Below are 14738 nucleotides of genomic sequence, written 5' to 3'. Positions count from 1 at the left end.
GAGGAAACCTGTTCGATGGATGGATTGAAGACCCTGGCCGTCGCCGTCGATGCGCGCGGCATCGCGACCGTCGCGCTGCAGCGCGGCGACGTGCTCAACGCGTTCGACGAGACGATGATCGCCGAGCTGACCGACGCGTTCACGACGCTCGGCCGGCGCGACGATGTGCGCGCGATCGTGCTGCGCTCGGACGGCCGCGCGTTCTGCGCGGGCGCCGACCTGCAGTGGATGCAGCGCGCGAGCGCGAACGATGTGGCCGCGAACCTGCGCGACGCGGAGCGGTTCGCCGCGATGATGCGCGCGATCCGGCAATGCCCGAAGCCGACGGTCGCGCGCGTGCAGGGCCACGCGTTCGGCGGCGGCGTCGGCCTGTGCGCGGCCTGCGACATCGTGATCGCGAGCGATCACGCGCGCTTTTCGGTGAGCGAGGCGCGTTTCGGAATTCTGCCGTCGGTGATCGGCCCGTATCTGGTCGAGGCGGTCGGCCAGCGCCAGGCGCGCCGGCTCGCGCTGACCGCGACGCAGCTCGCGGCCGGCGAAGCCGTCGCGATCGGGCTGATTCATCAGGCCGTGCCGCCCGACGCACTCGACGAAGCGCTCGACAAGACGCTCGCCGAGCTGAGCCGCAACGGCCCGAACGCGCTGATGGAAATCAAGCGCTTTTTCGACGCGATCGGCGAGTATCCGCCGTCGGACGAACGCGCGGCCTTTACCGCGCAGACGATCTCCCGCGTGCGGGCGACGCCGGAGGCGAAGGAGGGCTTCGCCGCGTTCTTCGCGAAGCGGCCGCCGGCCTGGGAGCCGGGCGCGGAATAACGCGCGGCAGCGGCGTGCGGCGGGGCGGCGGCAGGCATGTTGCGCGCGGGCCGCGATTTGCGTCTCGGGCGCCGGCGCTTGCTCTACAATGCGTGACTCCCGGCGCACCGCCGGCCCAGCCCTGACCGTTGCTTCGCTCCGATGATCGTCAACCGCCTTATCTCCGAGATCCTGTTCGGCTTCACCGGCCTGATCGGCATCATCAACCCGATCGGCATTGCGTTCCTGTTTCTCGAACGCACCGAGGCGTTGACCGAGCACGAGCGGAACCTGCTCGCGAAGAAGGTGGCGTTCAACGCGTTCATCGTGCTGCTGGTCGCGTTCTTCGCCGGCACGCCGGTGCTGCATTTCTTCGGGATCTCGATGGAAGCGCTGCGGATCGGCGGCGGTTTCGCGGTCGCCGTGGCCGGCTGGCAGATGCTCAACGAGCCGGACGGCCCGGGCGGCGGCGACACGCCCGTGAAGCCGATCGACGCGAACGCGATCATGACGCGCGCGTTCTTCCCGCTGACCATGCCGCTGACGGTCGGCCCCGGCTCGATCGCGACCGCGATCGCGCTGAACGCGAACCGCACGCACAAGCTGTCGGAGTTCATGCTGTCGAGCATCGTGTCGATCACCGTCTCCATACTGGTTGCGATCGTGATCTGGCAGGTCTACAGCCGCTCCGCGCTGCTGTCGCGCTACCTCGGCAGCGAAGGCACCAAGGTCGCGAAGCGCGTGTCGGCGTTCCTGCTGCTGTGCATCGGCGTGCAGATCATGCTGACCGGCTTCTCCGAATTCCTGCAGCCGCTCGCCGACCAGATCAAGTAACCAGGTAACCGGTTCGTCCTGCGACGCGCGGCCCGGCGCGGCGCTACGCGTCCGGATAGTCGGCGCCGCGCGACACGTCGGCCCAGCCGTCGAAGTCGTGCCTGAGCGCGTCGAGCTTGCGGTTCGCGTTGGTCAGCGCAACCTTGCCGAGCAGCAGGCGCAGCGGCGCGTCGTCGCTTTCCACCATCTTCACGATCGCGTCGGCCGCGCGCGCCGGGTCGCCCGGCTGCTTGCCGCTGTAGCCGCGGATCGTGTCGGTGCGCAGCTTCGCGGTCGCCGCGTAGTCGTCGAGCGTCTGCGGCGCCTGGTTCGCGGAGCGGCCGGCCCAGTCGGTGCGAAACGGCCCCGGTTCGACGATCAGCACCTTCACGCCGAGCGGCGCCAGTTCCTGCGCGAGCGATTCGGACAGCGCCTCGACCGCGAACTTCGTCGCGTTGTAGAAGCCGACGCCCGGCGACGCGACGATGCCGCCCACCGACGAGATGTTCACGATCGTGCCGGCACGCTGCTTGCGCAGCGTCGGCAGCAGCGCGCGCGTCATGTCGGCCAGGCCCCAGACGTTGATGTCGAACATTTTCCGCACTTCGTCGCGTTCGCTTTCCTCGAACGAACCGAAATAGCCGATCCCCGCGTTGTTCACGAGCACGTCGACGCGGCCGAAGCGGGCGAGCGCGGCGCGCGTCGCCGCGTCGATCTGCGCGGGTTGCGTCACGTCGAGCGGCAGCACGAGCGCGAGCTCGCCGAATTCGCGGGCAAGCCCGGCGAGCGAATCCGGATTGCGCGCGGTGACGACGGTCGGGTAGCCGAGGCCGAGCGTCTTGCGCGCGATCTCGTGGCCGAAGCCGGTCGAACAGCCCGTGATGAACCAGACCGGCTTGTCGTGGGTGGTGGTGGTCATGGAAGCTCCTTTCATGAGGTGAACAGGTGCTGTGGCGCGGCGGCGGGCGCCGCAGGGGCGAACCTTCCGAAGCGCCGATTGTGCGCCCGATGCGCGCGGCGTGCAGCGGGCGCACCGATACGCGTTTGCGCGCCGCGGGATACCATGCGACGTCTGGCGGATGCGCCGCACCGTTCGTGCCCGGTGTGCCGAAGCGCGGCGCGCATCCGGCCGCAAACCCCACTTCAATGACGAGGCGTGCAATGGAATACGTGAAATTCGGGTCGACCGGGATGGACGTGTCGAAGCTGGTGCTGGGTTGCATGACGTTCGGCGAGCCGACGCGCGGTACGCATCCGTGGACGCTGCCGGAAGCGGAAAGCCGCCCGATCATCCAGCGCGCGATCGAGGCCGGCATCAACTTCTTCGACACCGCGAACATGTATTCGGACGGCACGTCCGAAGAGATCGTCGGCCGCGCGCTGCGCGACTTCGCGAAGCGCGACGAGGTGGTGATCGCGACCAAGGTGTTCTACCGGATGCGCCCGGGGCCGAACGGCGCGGGGCTGTCGCGCAAGGCGATCATGACCGACATCGACCAGAGCCTGAAGCGGCTCGGCACCGACTACGTCGACCTGTACCAGATTCACCGCTGGGATGACGGCACGCCGATCGAGGAGACGCTCGAGGCGCTGCACGACGTCGTGAAGGCCGGCAAGGCGCGCTATATCGGCGCGTCGTCGATGTTCGCGTGGCAGTTCGCGAAGGCGCTGTATACGTCGAAGCAGAACGGCTGGACCCGCTTCGTCAGCATGCAGAACCACCTGAACCTGCTGTATCGCGAGGAGGAACGGGAAATGCTGCCGCTGTGCGAAGCCGAGGGCGTCGCGGTGATTCCGTGGAGCCCGCTCGCGCGCGGCCGGCTCACGCGCAACTGGGACGAATCGACGGGCCGGCAGCAGAGCGACGACGTCGGCCAGCGGCTGTACGGCGCGACGGCCGATGCCGACCGGGCGGTCGTCGAGGCGGTCGCGGCGATCGCCGCCGCGCGCAACGTGCCGCGTGCGCAGGTCGCGCTCGCGTGGGTCGCGCACAAGCGCGGCGTGACCGCGCCGATCGTCGGCATCTCGAAGCCGCATCATCTGGACGATGCGCTCGGCGCGCTGCAGTTGACGCTGACGGACGACGAAATCGCGGCGCTCGAAGGCCCGTACGTGCCGCACGCGGTGGCGGGGTTCAACTGAGCGACACCGGCGGGAGACGGCCGCCGCGCGCGGCGTTCAGCGCGCGGCGGCGAGCATCGGGTAGGTGAACAGCCCGAAGTGGATGACGTTCAGCCCCGCATGCGCGAGCGCGGCCGCGAGCAGGCCGCCGCGCCGCCACGCGAGGCCGTAGCCGACGCCGGCCACCGTGCCGAGCACGATCCACGGCCAGCCGCCGGCCGCGTGCGCGGCGCCGAACAGCACCGCGCCGATCGCCAGCGCGGCCCACGGCCCCCACGCGAAACGGCCGAGGAGGCGCGTCAGCCCGCCTTGCACGTAGCCGCGGAACAGCGCTTCTTCGGCGAGCGTCACGAGCAGCACATTGTTGACGAGCCATATCCAGCCCGACGCCGGCCATTTCGGCGCCCAGCCGACCATCCCGAACAGAAGCGCGCCGGCCAGGCAGGCCGCCGCGGTTCCTGCGGCCGCCACGGCGCCGGTGCGCAGCACGCGCGACAGCGGGACGTCGGGCGCGATCCACGGCAGCACCCACAGCAGCCACAGGCCGACGAGCGGCTTGTCGAAATTCAGGTACATCGTGAACGGCACGGCATCCGGCGTGAACCGCGTCGGTTCGATCACGCGCGGATTGTGGAAGCCGGGGATCAGGTGCAGGCTCAGCGCGATCGCGAGCGCGGCAAACCCGAGGTGGGCGGCGATGCGGACCGCGAGCGGGCGGCCGGGCGCGACGCCCCAGGCGGCGGCCGCGAGCAGCGCGAGCGGCGCCAGCACGACGGGCGACAGCGTGCCGAATGCCAGCGCACCGGCATAGCCGAGCGCGGCGAGCGCGAGGCTCGGCCCGTGCAGCGGGCGATGCCACGCGAGCGCGGCGGCCGCGAACAGGGCGAGCCAGATCGTGGCGCTCGGGAGAAGCGAAAGGGACATGGAGCGGGGCATGCGTCGGACGAGACGCCGCGCATCATACCGCAGCGACCGTGACACCCCGCCCGGCCGCACACGCGGAGAGCACTCAGCGGCTGGCGATTTCGGTCACGCTGTCGCGGGTCGGGATGTCGACGCGATTGCGCTCGCGCACCCGCCGCCGATACCAGAAGGTCCACAGCAGCAGGGCGCCGAACACCGTGTAGCCGATGATCGGCGACACGACGAGCACGCGCTCGACGGGCCACGTGACGACCATCCACAGGCGCAGCAGCATTTCCAGCGTCATGCACGCGCCCCAGACGAACGTCATCAGCCGGAGCATCCGGCGCAGCCGGGGCTGCTCGGCCCAGACCGTCTCGAAACGCGCGGCGCCGCCGGCCATCTCGCGGGCCACCGTCGCGCGTGCGAGATAGAAGATCAGCGGACGGTCGCGGAACAGCGACAGCAGGAAGACGACGCCGATCGAGCCGGACGCGAGCGATTCGCGCATCAGCAGCGTGCGCGCGCTGCCGCCGAGCGCCATTCCGGCGATCGACAGCGCGATGCCGAGCAGCACGATGGCGGCGACCGCGTCGATGCGGCGCGAGCGGATGAATTCGACGATGGACCAGACGATCGGCGGGACCGCCGACGCGTACAGCGCGCCGGTTTCGCCGACATACGGATGCGCGACCCGGTAGGCGACCCAGGGCAGCAGCAGGTTGACGACGAGTTCGAGAATCAGGCCGGCTCGTGGTTTCACGGGAGCGGGCGCGCGGGTAGCGCGCGGAGCGGTGAGGTCGCTTCGAGTATATCGAAGTCGGACCCCGTGTGTGGCGGCGCCCGCCGTTGCGCGCGCATCGACTCGACAACGGGCGCGAACGCACGCCGGCCGGGCGGCCGGCGTGTTCGTCATGCACGCATCATGCGGTTGCCGGCTGGACGATGATCTTCACGTTCCGGTCCTTGTGGTTGACCAGCTCCTCGAAGCCGTGCGTGACGATGTCGCCGAGCGCGATGCGTCCGGTGATCAGCGGCTGCACGTCGATGCGGCCGTCCGCGATGAAGCGGATCACGTCCGCGAATTCGCCGTTGTACGCGAGCGAGCCGATCACTTCCTTCTCGGTCGACACGATGTCGAAGAAGTTGAACGGCGTCGGCTCCTCGAAGATGCCGACCATCACCGACTTGCCCGCCTTGCGGATCACGTCGATCGCGAGCTTCGCGGTGGTCGTGTGCCCGATGCACTCGAACGACACGTCGGCGCCGTAGCCGCCCGTCAGCGCCTTGACCTCCGCGATCGCGTCGGACGATTTCGGGTCGATCACGACCGTTGCGCCGACTTCGAGCGCCTTCTGCTTGCGCGCGGCCGACATTTCCAGCGCGATCACGCGCCCGGCGCCCGCGGCCTTCGCGCACATGATCGTGCAGAGGCCGATCGTGCCGGCGCCGACCACGACGACCGTCTGCCCGACGATGTTGCCGGCTTTCTTCACCGCATGCAGCCCGACCGCGAGCGGCTCGATCAGCGCGCCGGCTTCGGTCGGGAAGTGCTCCGGCAGCCGGTACAGCAGTTCGGCCGGCACGTTCACGTATTCGGCGAATGCGCCGTTGTTCATCAGGCCGGTGAACGCCAGGTTCTCGCAGATGTTGTACAGCCCGTGCGTGCAATACCAGCATTTGCCGCAATGCTGGCAGGCGTCGGCCGTCACGCGGTCGCCGGGCGCGAAGCCGGTCACGCCCGCGCCGAGCGCCGCGATTTCGCCGCTGAATTCGTGGCCGAGGATGCACTGGCCCTTCAGGCCCGTCAGCGGATGCGGGGCGTCGACGGGAATGAACACGGGCCCCGCGACGTATTCGTGCAGATCCGAGCCGCAAATTCCGCACCAGTGCACGCGGATCTGGACCCAGCCGGCCGGCGGGTGCGCCGGAACGGGAACCTCTTCGACGCGGATGTCGCGGCGGCCGCGCCAGACGGCGGCCTTCATGCTCGGTGCGGTGTTCGGTGCCGGTGTACTCACGTTGCTGTCTCCGTCGGGTTGTCGTCGGGCGCGGGGCAAGGGGGCCGCTGCGTCCGTCGCGCGATTGCGCGAACGACCGAGATGCAGGAACGGGGCCAGCCTGAATGCGGGGCGCGCGGTGTGCGGTGCGGCAGGGCGCTTCGCGGCTACCGCCGGCGGCTCCGCGTGAAGCGCGCGCGAAATTTGTTGCAACCGCGATGCCGCCGCTCGCATGAGACGCCGGGACATTCGTCTCAGCCGTTTGAGACGAAACGCGAGACACGCGGCCCGGTCGGTGTCGCCGCCGTGACCGCCCATTGTTCCGATTGGTGAAACGCAACATTGCGCACGCGCGCTCTTTACTTGAAGTTAACTTCAATTTGTATCATCTGCGGTAGTCCGATCGCCCGCGCTGCGCCGGCCCGTTTCAATCTTCACGGAATGTCGTCAAGCATGCCGAACTTCATCGAAAGCCTGATCTGCGAATACGTGTCGTATCACATGCTGGTCGCCGACGAGCGGGGCGCGATGCCATTGCCGGCAGAGGCTGGAATGGAGCGGCCGTCGGCGAGTGCCTGTCGCGCGCCGGTTCCGGAGTCGGTCGCGCCGGGCGCTTCACCGTTGCGCCCGCAATTGTTCGTGACGGTTCTGGAGGCCGGCGACGACGGCCTGCTGGTGCGCTGGAGCGAAAGCGGGCGCTGCCATTACGGCGAGCAACGCTGGCGCTTGCGCGTCGCGTTGCAGGCGGGCCGCTGCGCGATCTCGGGGCGGGCGATCGAGCCGGGCGAACCGGTGTACCGGCCGGTGCGGCGGCCGGTGCCCGTCAACGGCGACGAGATGATCCGCCCGGCGTCGGTGCCGGGCATGGGCGCCGCCGCGCGGGCCGGCGTGCCGGCGCCGGACCACGACGCGACGGATCCGGCCGGCGTGGCAGGCTGAACGCCGGCCGGCCGTGGTTGCGCGTTACTTGAGATCCTTCCGGTACTGGATGAACCCCGCGTTGTTCGCGAGCTTGTCGTACAGCGCGCGGGCGGTCGTGTTGGTCTCGTGCGTGAGCCAGTACACGCGGCTCGCGCCGGCTTCGCGGGCCCGCTCGTATACGGCCTCGATCAGTGCGCCGCCCGCGCCCTGTCCGCGTGCGTCAGCCGCCGTGAACAGGTCCTGCAGGTAGCAGTACGGCCCTTCCGTCCAGCACGAGCGGTGGTAGAGCGCGTGCACGATTCCCACTAGCGCCCCCGACGCATCGAATGCGCCGAGCACGAACATCGGCTCGTCGGGATCCATCAGCCGTGCCCACGTGGTCGCGAACACGGCGTCGCTCAGCGCGGTCTCGTAGAACTTCTGATAACCCTGCCACAGCGGGCGCCATGCGGCTTCGTCGGCGGCGACGAGCGGGCGGACCGTGACGCGCGTCGCGTCGTTCGCGCGGCCGGCCGCATCGCGGGCCTGCGCCTGGGCGTGGCGGATCGCGGTGAGCGATTCGCGCTGCGCGCCTTGCGCGTCGAAGTTCTCCGGTGCGAGCCAGGCTTCGAACGCGGCCCGCACGGCCGGCCATTCGCCGTCGATGATCGAGAACCACGCGGTGTCGCGGTTGCGGCCCTTGTAGATGATCGCCTGCCGGAACGTGCCTTCGTAACGGAAACCGAGCCGCGCGGCCGCCTTGCGCGACGGCTCGTTGAGGTCGTCGCACTTCCATTCGTAGCGCCGGTAGCCGAGCGTGTCGAACGCGTACTTCATCAGCAGGTACTGCGCTTCGGTCGAGATCGGCGTGCGCTTGAGCAGCGGCGAGAACGTGACGGAGCCGACCTCGATCACGCCGTTGGCCGGATCGATGCGCATCAGCGCGAGCGTGCCGACCGCGCGGTTCGTCGCACGGTCGATCACCGTGTAGTGCAGCGGATCGGCGCTCGTCGCCGCGCCGCGCGCGTAGTCGCGGTAGCCCGACTCGTCGGCGTACGGGCCGTGCGCGAGATAGGTCCAGTCGGCGCCGTCGGGCGCCTGCGCGTACGCGGCATACAGGTCGGACGCGTGGCGGTCGGCGTCGAGCGGTTCGAGCCGGCAGTAGCGGCCTTCGATCACGATGCGCTCGGGGCGCGGGCGGGCGGACCAGTCCGGAACGGGGTGGCCGATGGGCTGCTGGAAGGCGTTGGTGAGCGTGGACAAGGTCGATCTCGCTTCGGTTGGCGGCCGGCGACATGCCGGCATGCAGACGATCGTAGTCCCGGCGAGGTACCATGAGAAGCGCCAGACTATGCTGAATTTATGGTGCCACGATGAAGCCATGATGGCGCCATGCCCGAGACTTCCACGCCGCGATATCCCGATGACGACTGCTATTCCTCCCGGCAATGCGCCGCTGTTGCCGCTCGACGCGCCGCTCGCGCGCACGGCCGGCGCGCCTTCGCTGCAGCGCCAGTTGCTGCGCCGCGTGCGCGACGCGATTCTCGGCGGCGCGATGCCGGCCGGCACGCGATTGCCCGGCACGCGCGCGCTGGCCGAGACGCTCGGTGTGTCGCGCAACACGACGGCGGCCGTCTACGAGCAGCTCGTCGCCGAAGGCTTCCTGCAATCCGATCGTCGCGGCACGCGGGTGGTCGGGTTGTCGCGGCCGGCCGCGCCGCGTCGCCGGGCGGCGGCGCCGGTTGTCGCGCAGCGGCTCGGGCGGATCCGTCCGAGCCTGATCGGCACCGGCGAGTCGGAGGGTTTCCGGCCGGGCGTGCCCGCGCTGTCGCATTTCCCGGTGGACGCATGGCGGCACGCGATCGACCGCGCGCTGCGCCGCGAGGGCCGCGACCTGCTGGCGTATGGCGACCCGCTCGGCGAGCGCGCGCTGCGCGAATCGATCGCGCGCCATCTGGCGGTGACGCGCGGCGTGCGCTGCGATCCCGAGCAGATCGCGATCACGGAAGGCGCGCAGGGCGCGATCGCGCTGTGCGCGCAGTTGCTGACGAACCCGGGCGACACGGTCTGGGTCGAGGAACCCGGCTATCGCGGCGCGCGCAGCGCGATGCAGGCGGCCGACCTCGACGTCGTGCCGATGCCGGTCGACGCGGAGGGGCTGCGCGCGGAAGACGCCGACTGGCGCGAACGAACGCCGCGGCTCGTCTATACGACGCCGTCGAACCAGTTCCCGACCGGCGCGGTGCTGTCGATCTCGCGCCGTCTCGCGCTGATCGACGCCGCGCGCCGGCATCGCGCCTGGATCATCGAGGACGATTACGACAGCGAGTTCCGCCACACCGGCGAGCCGATCGGCGCGCTGCACGGGCTCGCGGCCGATTCGCCGGTCGTCTATCTCGGCTCGTTCAGCAAGACGATGTTCCCGGCGCTGCGGATCGGTTTTCTGGTGCTGCCCGACGCGTTGCTGGCCGCGGTGCGGCCGGCGCTGCCGGAGATGCTGCGCGGCGGCACGCGCCACGTGCAGCTCGCGCTTGCCGATTTCATCGAGACGGGGGAGTACGGGCGGCATCTCGGGCGGATGCGCCGGCTGTATCGCGACCGGCGGCGGTCGCTGCTCGCCGCGCTCGACGACGCATTCAGCGTGCCGCATCAGGTCGAGGGCGGGCCGTGCGGCCTCCATCTGGCGCTGCGGTTGCCGGCGCGCTATCGCGACCGGGCGATCGTCGAGACGGCGCGCACGCACGGCATCGGGCCGTTTCCGCTGTCGGGGTTTTCGATCCATGCGACGTCGGCGGCCAACGGGCTCGTGCTCGGGTTCGGCAATACGTCGGCCGATGCGTTCGCGCCGATGCTGCGGACGTTGTCGACGATCGCGCATCGGGTCGCGGGAGATTGAGACGGGCGCGTGTGCGTCGATGCCGTTCACCGCACGCGTTCGGCCCAAATGATCCGATGCGCGGCCACCAGGCTGAGCACGAGCAGCACCGCGACGAATGCGACGACGGCGCGCCACGCACCGTGTTGCCAGAACGTGCCGCCGGCCGAGCCGAGCACGCTCGACCCAAGGTAATACGCGAGCAGGTAGAGCGACGCGGCGTGCCCCTTCGCGGAACCGGCGAGATGCCCGACCCAGCCGCTCGCGACCGCATGGGCGACGAAGAAGCCGATCGTGATCAGCACGATCCCGACGATGATCGCGACGAGCGAATGCGACAGCGTCAGCGCGAGGCCCGCCGCGAACACGAGAATGCCGCTCACGAGCACGGGTGCCCGCCCGAGGCGATCGGCGAGCGCGCCCGCGCTCGACGACGAAACCATCCCGAACAGGTATGCGCCGAAGATCAGCCCGCATGCCGTTGCGCTCAGGTTGAACGGCGCCGCCATGAGCCGGAACCCCGCATAGTTGTATACGGTCACGAACGAGCCCATCACGAGGAAGCCGATCGCGAACACGAACGGCAGCCGCGCGTGATGCAGTTGCGCGCGCCACAGCCGCAAGTGGTGACGCAGCGTCAGGTCGGTGCGCTTCACGAAGCGTCGCGACTGCGGCAGCAGCATCACGAATGCGATCGCGGCGAGCAGATCGACGACGCCGATCGACAGCATCGCGGTCCGCCACGAGAAATACTCTTCGAGCGCGCTCATCCCGATTCGCCCGATCATGCCGCCGAATGCGGTCCCGCCGACGTACAGCCCCATCGATAGCCCCAGCCCGTCGGGCGCGATTTCTTCCGCAAGATAGGCCATCGCCACCGCCGGCACGCCGCCGAGCGCGAAGCCTTCGAGCGCGCGCCAGACCAGCAGCAGGTTCCAGCTCGGCGAAATCGCCGCGAGCAGGTTGAACAGCGCGGCGAGCGTCATCGACGCGAACATCAGCCCGCGTCGCCCGACGCGCTCGGACAGCGCGCCGGCGCACAGGATCGAGAGGGCCAGCATCCCGGTCGACAGCGACAGGGACAGCGAACTCGACGCCGCGCCGATGTTGAATTCGCGCGCGAACGCGGGCAGCAACGGCTGGACGCAGTACAGCAGCGAGAAGGTGGAGAAGCCGGCAAGGAACAGCGCCAGCGCGATGCGCTTGTAAGCCGCCGAGCGCGGCGACACGCCGGCAGGCAGCGCATCGGCCGCGGCGTTCGGGACGCGCGCGGCGGCAGGCGGAATCGCGGGAGAGGACATGGTATGCACCCGATGTGCTAGGGAATACCCGAATTCTTGCGCATGGTCAAACATATGTCCAATATATGAAATGAACCGTAGCGATACGTTTCTCATCTGGCCGAGAAGCCGCCTCCGTTTATCCCGGGATCACATCGCGCATGGAACTCCGACATCTCCGCTACTTTCTGGCCGTGGCCGCCGCGTCGAACTTCACCAAGGCCGCGGAAGCGCTCGGCATGGGGCAGCCGCCGTTGAGCCAGCAGATCAAGGCGCTCGAGAGCGAGCTGGGCGTCGAGCTGTTCAGGCGGACCGCGCGCGGTGCCGAGCTGACCGTCGCGGGAGAGGTGTTCGCGGAAGAGGCGCGGCGCGTGCTCGACGATGCGGAGCGCGCGGCGCGGGCGGCCCGGCGGGCCGCACGCGGCGAAATCGGGCAGCTGCGGGTCGGCTTCACCGGCACGGCGGCGTTCAATTCGAAAGTGGCCGACCTGATTCGCCGTTTCCGCGAAGCGTTTCCGGACACGGAGCTGACGTTGCAGGAAGCGACTTCCGGCGTGCTGCTGGAGGCGCTGGCAGCCGGGCGGCTCGACGTCGCGATCGTGCGTCCGGAGCGTCGCATCGCCGACACGTTGCTGGCGGCGAACTGGGACGAGGAGCCGATGTTCGTCGCGCTGCCCGTCGCGCATCGGCTGGCGCAGCGGCGCCGGATCGATCTGGCGGCGCTGGCCGACGAGGCGTTCGTCCAGGTGCCGCGCGAAGCGGGCAGCGCGCTGTTCGACGACATCGTCGCCGCCTGCAATGCCGCCGGCTTCCAGCCGCGCATGGCGCAGCCGGCGCCGCAAATCGCCTCGGCGGTGACGCTCGTCGCGGCCGGGCTCGGCGTGTCGATCGTGCCGAAGGCGATCACGCAGGTGCAGGTCGCGGGCGTCGTGTATCGGCCGGTCGCGGGTAACGGCCTGCGCGCGCGGCTGGCGATTGCGTCGCGACGCGATGATCCGTCGGCGGTGGTGCGTAATTTTCTGACGCTGGCGTGAGCGTGCGGCTTGGCGATTTCCATCGACTCGCGTGAACGCCGAATCTGGCTGGCCGCACGTTGCCCGTTTCGTCGATGGGCCGGATGCGATCCGCGGTGAATATTCGGATTGACGAATCGCCCACTTTGTCCGGAATGCCCGCTGTCGCGGCTCTGCGGTCGCGCGGCCACCCGGCATGCGGGTTTCGATGCGTATGTTGCGCGATGCGGCGTGGACTATAAATGGAGCGTGTACCGGTGCTTGTCGGGCGTCCGCGCGTCTCGCGCCGGGCGTCGCGCGACTGCCGGGGGAGGTGCACCGTGGTTCGCCAGACGCTTGTTCGCGCCGTGCTTCGCACCGCGTTGACCGGGGGCGTGTTCGCCTGCTTTTTGTCGTCCCTGCCGCCCACCTTTGCCGCGACCGTCGCGCCACCTGCCGCACCGCCCGCCACCCCGCCCGTCGTGAAGGATCGCCCGGTGGCACCGCCTTACTCGATGCCGGTCGACTTCCCCGCGATCGTCGACCGCTACGGCCCGGCGGTCGTGACCATCATGACGGCCGCGCCCGACCAGCAGGCGGCAGGCCCGTCGTTCACGATTCTCGATCCTGACGATCCGATCGCCGCGTTCTTCCGGCGCGGCGCGCCGCCGCCGTCGACGCAGGGGCCGCAGGCGCCGGCGCCCGACACGTCGCCGCGCGCGGTGTCCGGCAGCGGCTCGGGCTTCATCGTCAGCGCCGACGGGCTGATCCTGACGTCCGCGCATGTCGTCGGCGATGCGAGCGACGTGACGGTGCGGCTCGCCGATCGCCGCGAATTCAAGGCGACGGTGCTGGCCGTCGATCCGCAGAGCGACGTCGCGGTGCTGCACGCCGACGCGACGAAGCTGCCTTTCGTGCGCATCGGCGATTCGTCGCGGGTGCGCGCGGGCGAGCCGGTGATGACGATCGGCGCGCCGGACGGCTCGGGCAACACGGTGACGGCCGGCATCGTCAGCGCGACGTCGCATGCGCTGCCCGACGGCGGCGTGTTTCCGTTCTTCGAGACCGACATCGCGGTGAACCCCGACAATTCCGGCGGCCCCGTGTTCAACCGGGCAGGCGACGTGATCGGCATCGCGGTGCAGGTGTACACGGGCGCGAACCGCTACGCGAGCATGACGTTCGCGATTCCGATCGCGCTCGCGGCGAAGGTGCGTGCGCAGGTTCAGGCGCAGATGCGGGCCAACGCGCAGGCGCAGCGTGCGTCGTCCGGCAATGCGCTGGGCGTCGACGTGCAGGACGTCGGCATCGGGCTGGCCGCCGCGTTCGGCTTGCCGCGTCCGGCGGGCGCGCTCGTCAACGGCGTCGATTCCGGCTCGCCGGCCGCCGCGGCCGGCGTGAGGCCCGGCGACGTGATCGTGCAGTTCGGCGACAAGCCGATCGGCCGGTCGGCCGAGCTGAACGACCTGGCCGCCGCGTTGCCGCCCGGCGGGAAGGCGCCGCTGCGGCTGATCCGCAACCGCGTGCCGATGGTGCTGACGGTCACGGGAGCGGACGACGCGATCGGCAACGCCGCCGCCGCGGGCAGCGCTGGCGCGGCGGGCGCCGCGGGTGCTGCCGGCGTGGCCGGTGTAGCCGCAGCCGCCGCACGGCCGGCCGACGGCGGCGATCGCCTCGGGTTGACGATGCACCCGCTGAGCGACGACGAACGGCGCTCGACGGGGCTCGCGGTCGGGATGATGGTCGACGCGGTGCACGGGCCGGCGGCGAGTGCGGGGATCCGGCCGGGAGACGTCGTCCTCGAACTCAACGACACGCTGCTCGAAACGCCGGACGACGTGCAGACGCTCGAAGCGACCGGCGGCAGCGTGATCGCGGTGCTGATCCAGCGCGACAACGCACGCAGGTTCGTGTCGGTGCATGCGAGATAGGGCGTTGACGCGGGCCGCGTCGTGCGCCTACCATCGTTCGACATCGCTGCCCGCGACTCGGGCATTCAGGCGCTATCCGGCATGAAAACGGGCATGAAAACGGCAAGCTTCATCGTAGTAGTACACAG

Annotated in this window: 13 protein-coding genes; 7 read left to right on the top strand and 6 right to left on the bottom strand. The window is 69.9% G+C overall.

All coding sequences use genetic code 11. The annotated features are described in order from the left end of the window. The first annotated feature begins 15 nt into the window (after window positions 1-15). Both DCN14_RS08615 and DCN14_RS08610 read left to right on the top strand, forming a co-directional pair. Window positions 16-816: an enoyl-CoA hydratase-related protein gene (locus DCN14_RS08615; protein ID WP_096499730.1), complete on the top strand. Its 801-nt coding sequence runs from the start codon at window positions 16-18 to the stop codon at window positions 814-816. Window positions 817-957: 141 nt separating this feature from the next. Further along, window positions 958-1629, top strand: a complete 672-nt coding sequence (locus tag DCN14_RS08610; protein ID WP_096499728.1) for a MarC family protein — start codon at window positions 958-960, stop codon at window positions 1627-1629. Between the two features lie 43 nt (window positions 1630-1672). Here the strand turns inward: DCN14_RS08610 and DCN14_RS08605 are convergent, their stop codons facing one another. Continuing rightward, window positions 1673-2527 carry an oxidoreductase gene (locus tag DCN14_RS08605; protein ID WP_096499726.1) on the bottom strand — a complete coding sequence of 285 codons (855 nt, stop codon included), beginning with the start codon at window positions 2525-2527 and terminating at the stop codon, window positions 1673-1675. A gap of 242 nt (window positions 2528-2769) precedes the next feature. On the opposite strand from DCN14_RS08605, the gene DCN14_RS08600 reads away from it, so the two are divergent. Continuing rightward, on the top strand, window positions 2770-3750 hold the full coding sequence (locus DCN14_RS08600) for an aldo/keto reductase (RefSeq protein WP_096499724.1): 981 nt from the start codon (window positions 2770-2772) through the stop codon (window positions 3748-3750). Between the two features lie 36 nt (window positions 3751-3786). Here the strand turns inward: DCN14_RS08600 and DCN14_RS08595 are convergent, their stop codons facing one another. The 3 genes from DCN14_RS08595 to DCN14_RS08585 form a co-directional block, all read right to left on the bottom strand. Further along, window positions 3787-4653: a CPBP family intramembrane glutamic endopeptidase gene (locus DCN14_RS08595; RefSeq protein ID WP_096499722.1), complete on the bottom strand. Its 867-nt coding sequence runs from the start codon at window positions 4651-4653 to the stop codon at window positions 3787-3789. An 85-nt stretch (window positions 4654-4738) separates the two neighbouring features. Next, window positions 4739-5395 carry a VC0807 family protein gene (locus DCN14_RS08590; RefSeq protein WP_096499720.1) on the bottom strand — a complete coding sequence of 219 codons (657 nt, stop codon included), beginning with the start codon at window positions 5393-5395 and terminating at the stop codon, window positions 4739-4741. A 160-nt stretch (window positions 5396-5555) separates the two neighbouring features. Next, window positions 5556-6620, bottom strand: a complete 1065-nt coding sequence (locus tag DCN14_RS08585) for a 2,3-butanediol dehydrogenase (protein ID WP_096499718.1) — start codon at window positions 6618-6620, stop codon at window positions 5556-5558. A gap of 465 nt (window positions 6621-7085) precedes the next feature. Between DCN14_RS08585 and DCN14_RS08580 the strand changes: the two genes are divergently transcribed. Then, window positions 7086-7571 (top strand): DUF3331 domain-containing protein, encoded by a 486-nt coding sequence (locus DCN14_RS08580; RefSeq protein WP_096499716.1) that lies wholly within the window; start codon window positions 7086-7088, stop codon window positions 7569-7571. 24 nt (window positions 7572-7595) lie between these two features. Here DCN14_RS08580 and DCN14_RS08575 read toward each other — a convergent pair whose 3' ends face one another. Beyond that, window positions 7596-8795 (bottom strand): GNAT family N-acetyltransferase, encoded by a 1200-nt coding sequence (locus DCN14_RS08575; RefSeq protein ID WP_096499714.1) that lies wholly within the window; start codon window positions 8793-8795, stop codon window positions 7596-7598. 160 nt (window positions 8796-8955) lie between these two features. On the opposite strand from DCN14_RS08575, the gene DCN14_RS08570 reads away from it, so the two are divergent. Next, window positions 8956-10428: a PLP-dependent aminotransferase family protein gene (locus DCN14_RS08570; RefSeq protein WP_096499712.1), complete on the top strand. Its 1473-nt coding sequence runs from the start codon at window positions 8956-8958 to the stop codon at window positions 10426-10428. Window positions 10429-10454: 26 nt separating this feature from the next. Here DCN14_RS08570 and DCN14_RS08565 read toward each other — a convergent pair whose 3' ends face one another. Further along, the gene (locus tag DCN14_RS08565; protein ID WP_096499710.1) at window positions 10455-11708 is read right to left on the bottom strand and encodes an MFS transporter; all 1254 of its coding nucleotides are present in this window, start codon (window positions 11706-11708) and stop codon (window positions 10455-10457) included. Between the two features lie 140 nt (window positions 11709-11848). Between DCN14_RS08565 and DCN14_RS08560 the strand changes: the two genes are divergently transcribed. Both DCN14_RS08560 and DCN14_RS08555 read left to right on the top strand, forming a co-directional pair. Then, entirely contained in the window at window positions 11849-12721 is an 873-nt protein-coding gene (locus DCN14_RS08560; RefSeq protein WP_096499708.1) for a LysR family transcriptional regulator, read from the top strand. A gap of 299 nt (window positions 12722-13020) precedes the next feature. Beyond that, window positions 13021-14610, top strand: coding sequence for a trypsin-like peptidase domain-containing protein (locus tag DCN14_RS08555; protein WP_096499706.1), 1590 nt, complete (start codon window positions 13021-13023; stop codon window positions 14608-14610). The last annotated feature ends 128 nt before the right edge of the window (window positions 14611-14738 follow it).

The sequence above is a fragment of the Burkholderia sp. IDO3 genome (assembly GCF_003366075.1).
GTDB classification, from domain to species: domain Bacteria; phylum Pseudomonadota; class Gammaproteobacteria; order Burkholderiales; family Burkholderiaceae; genus Burkholderia; species Burkholderia anthina.
This window is presented reverse-complemented; position numbering and strand designations above follow the sequence as displayed.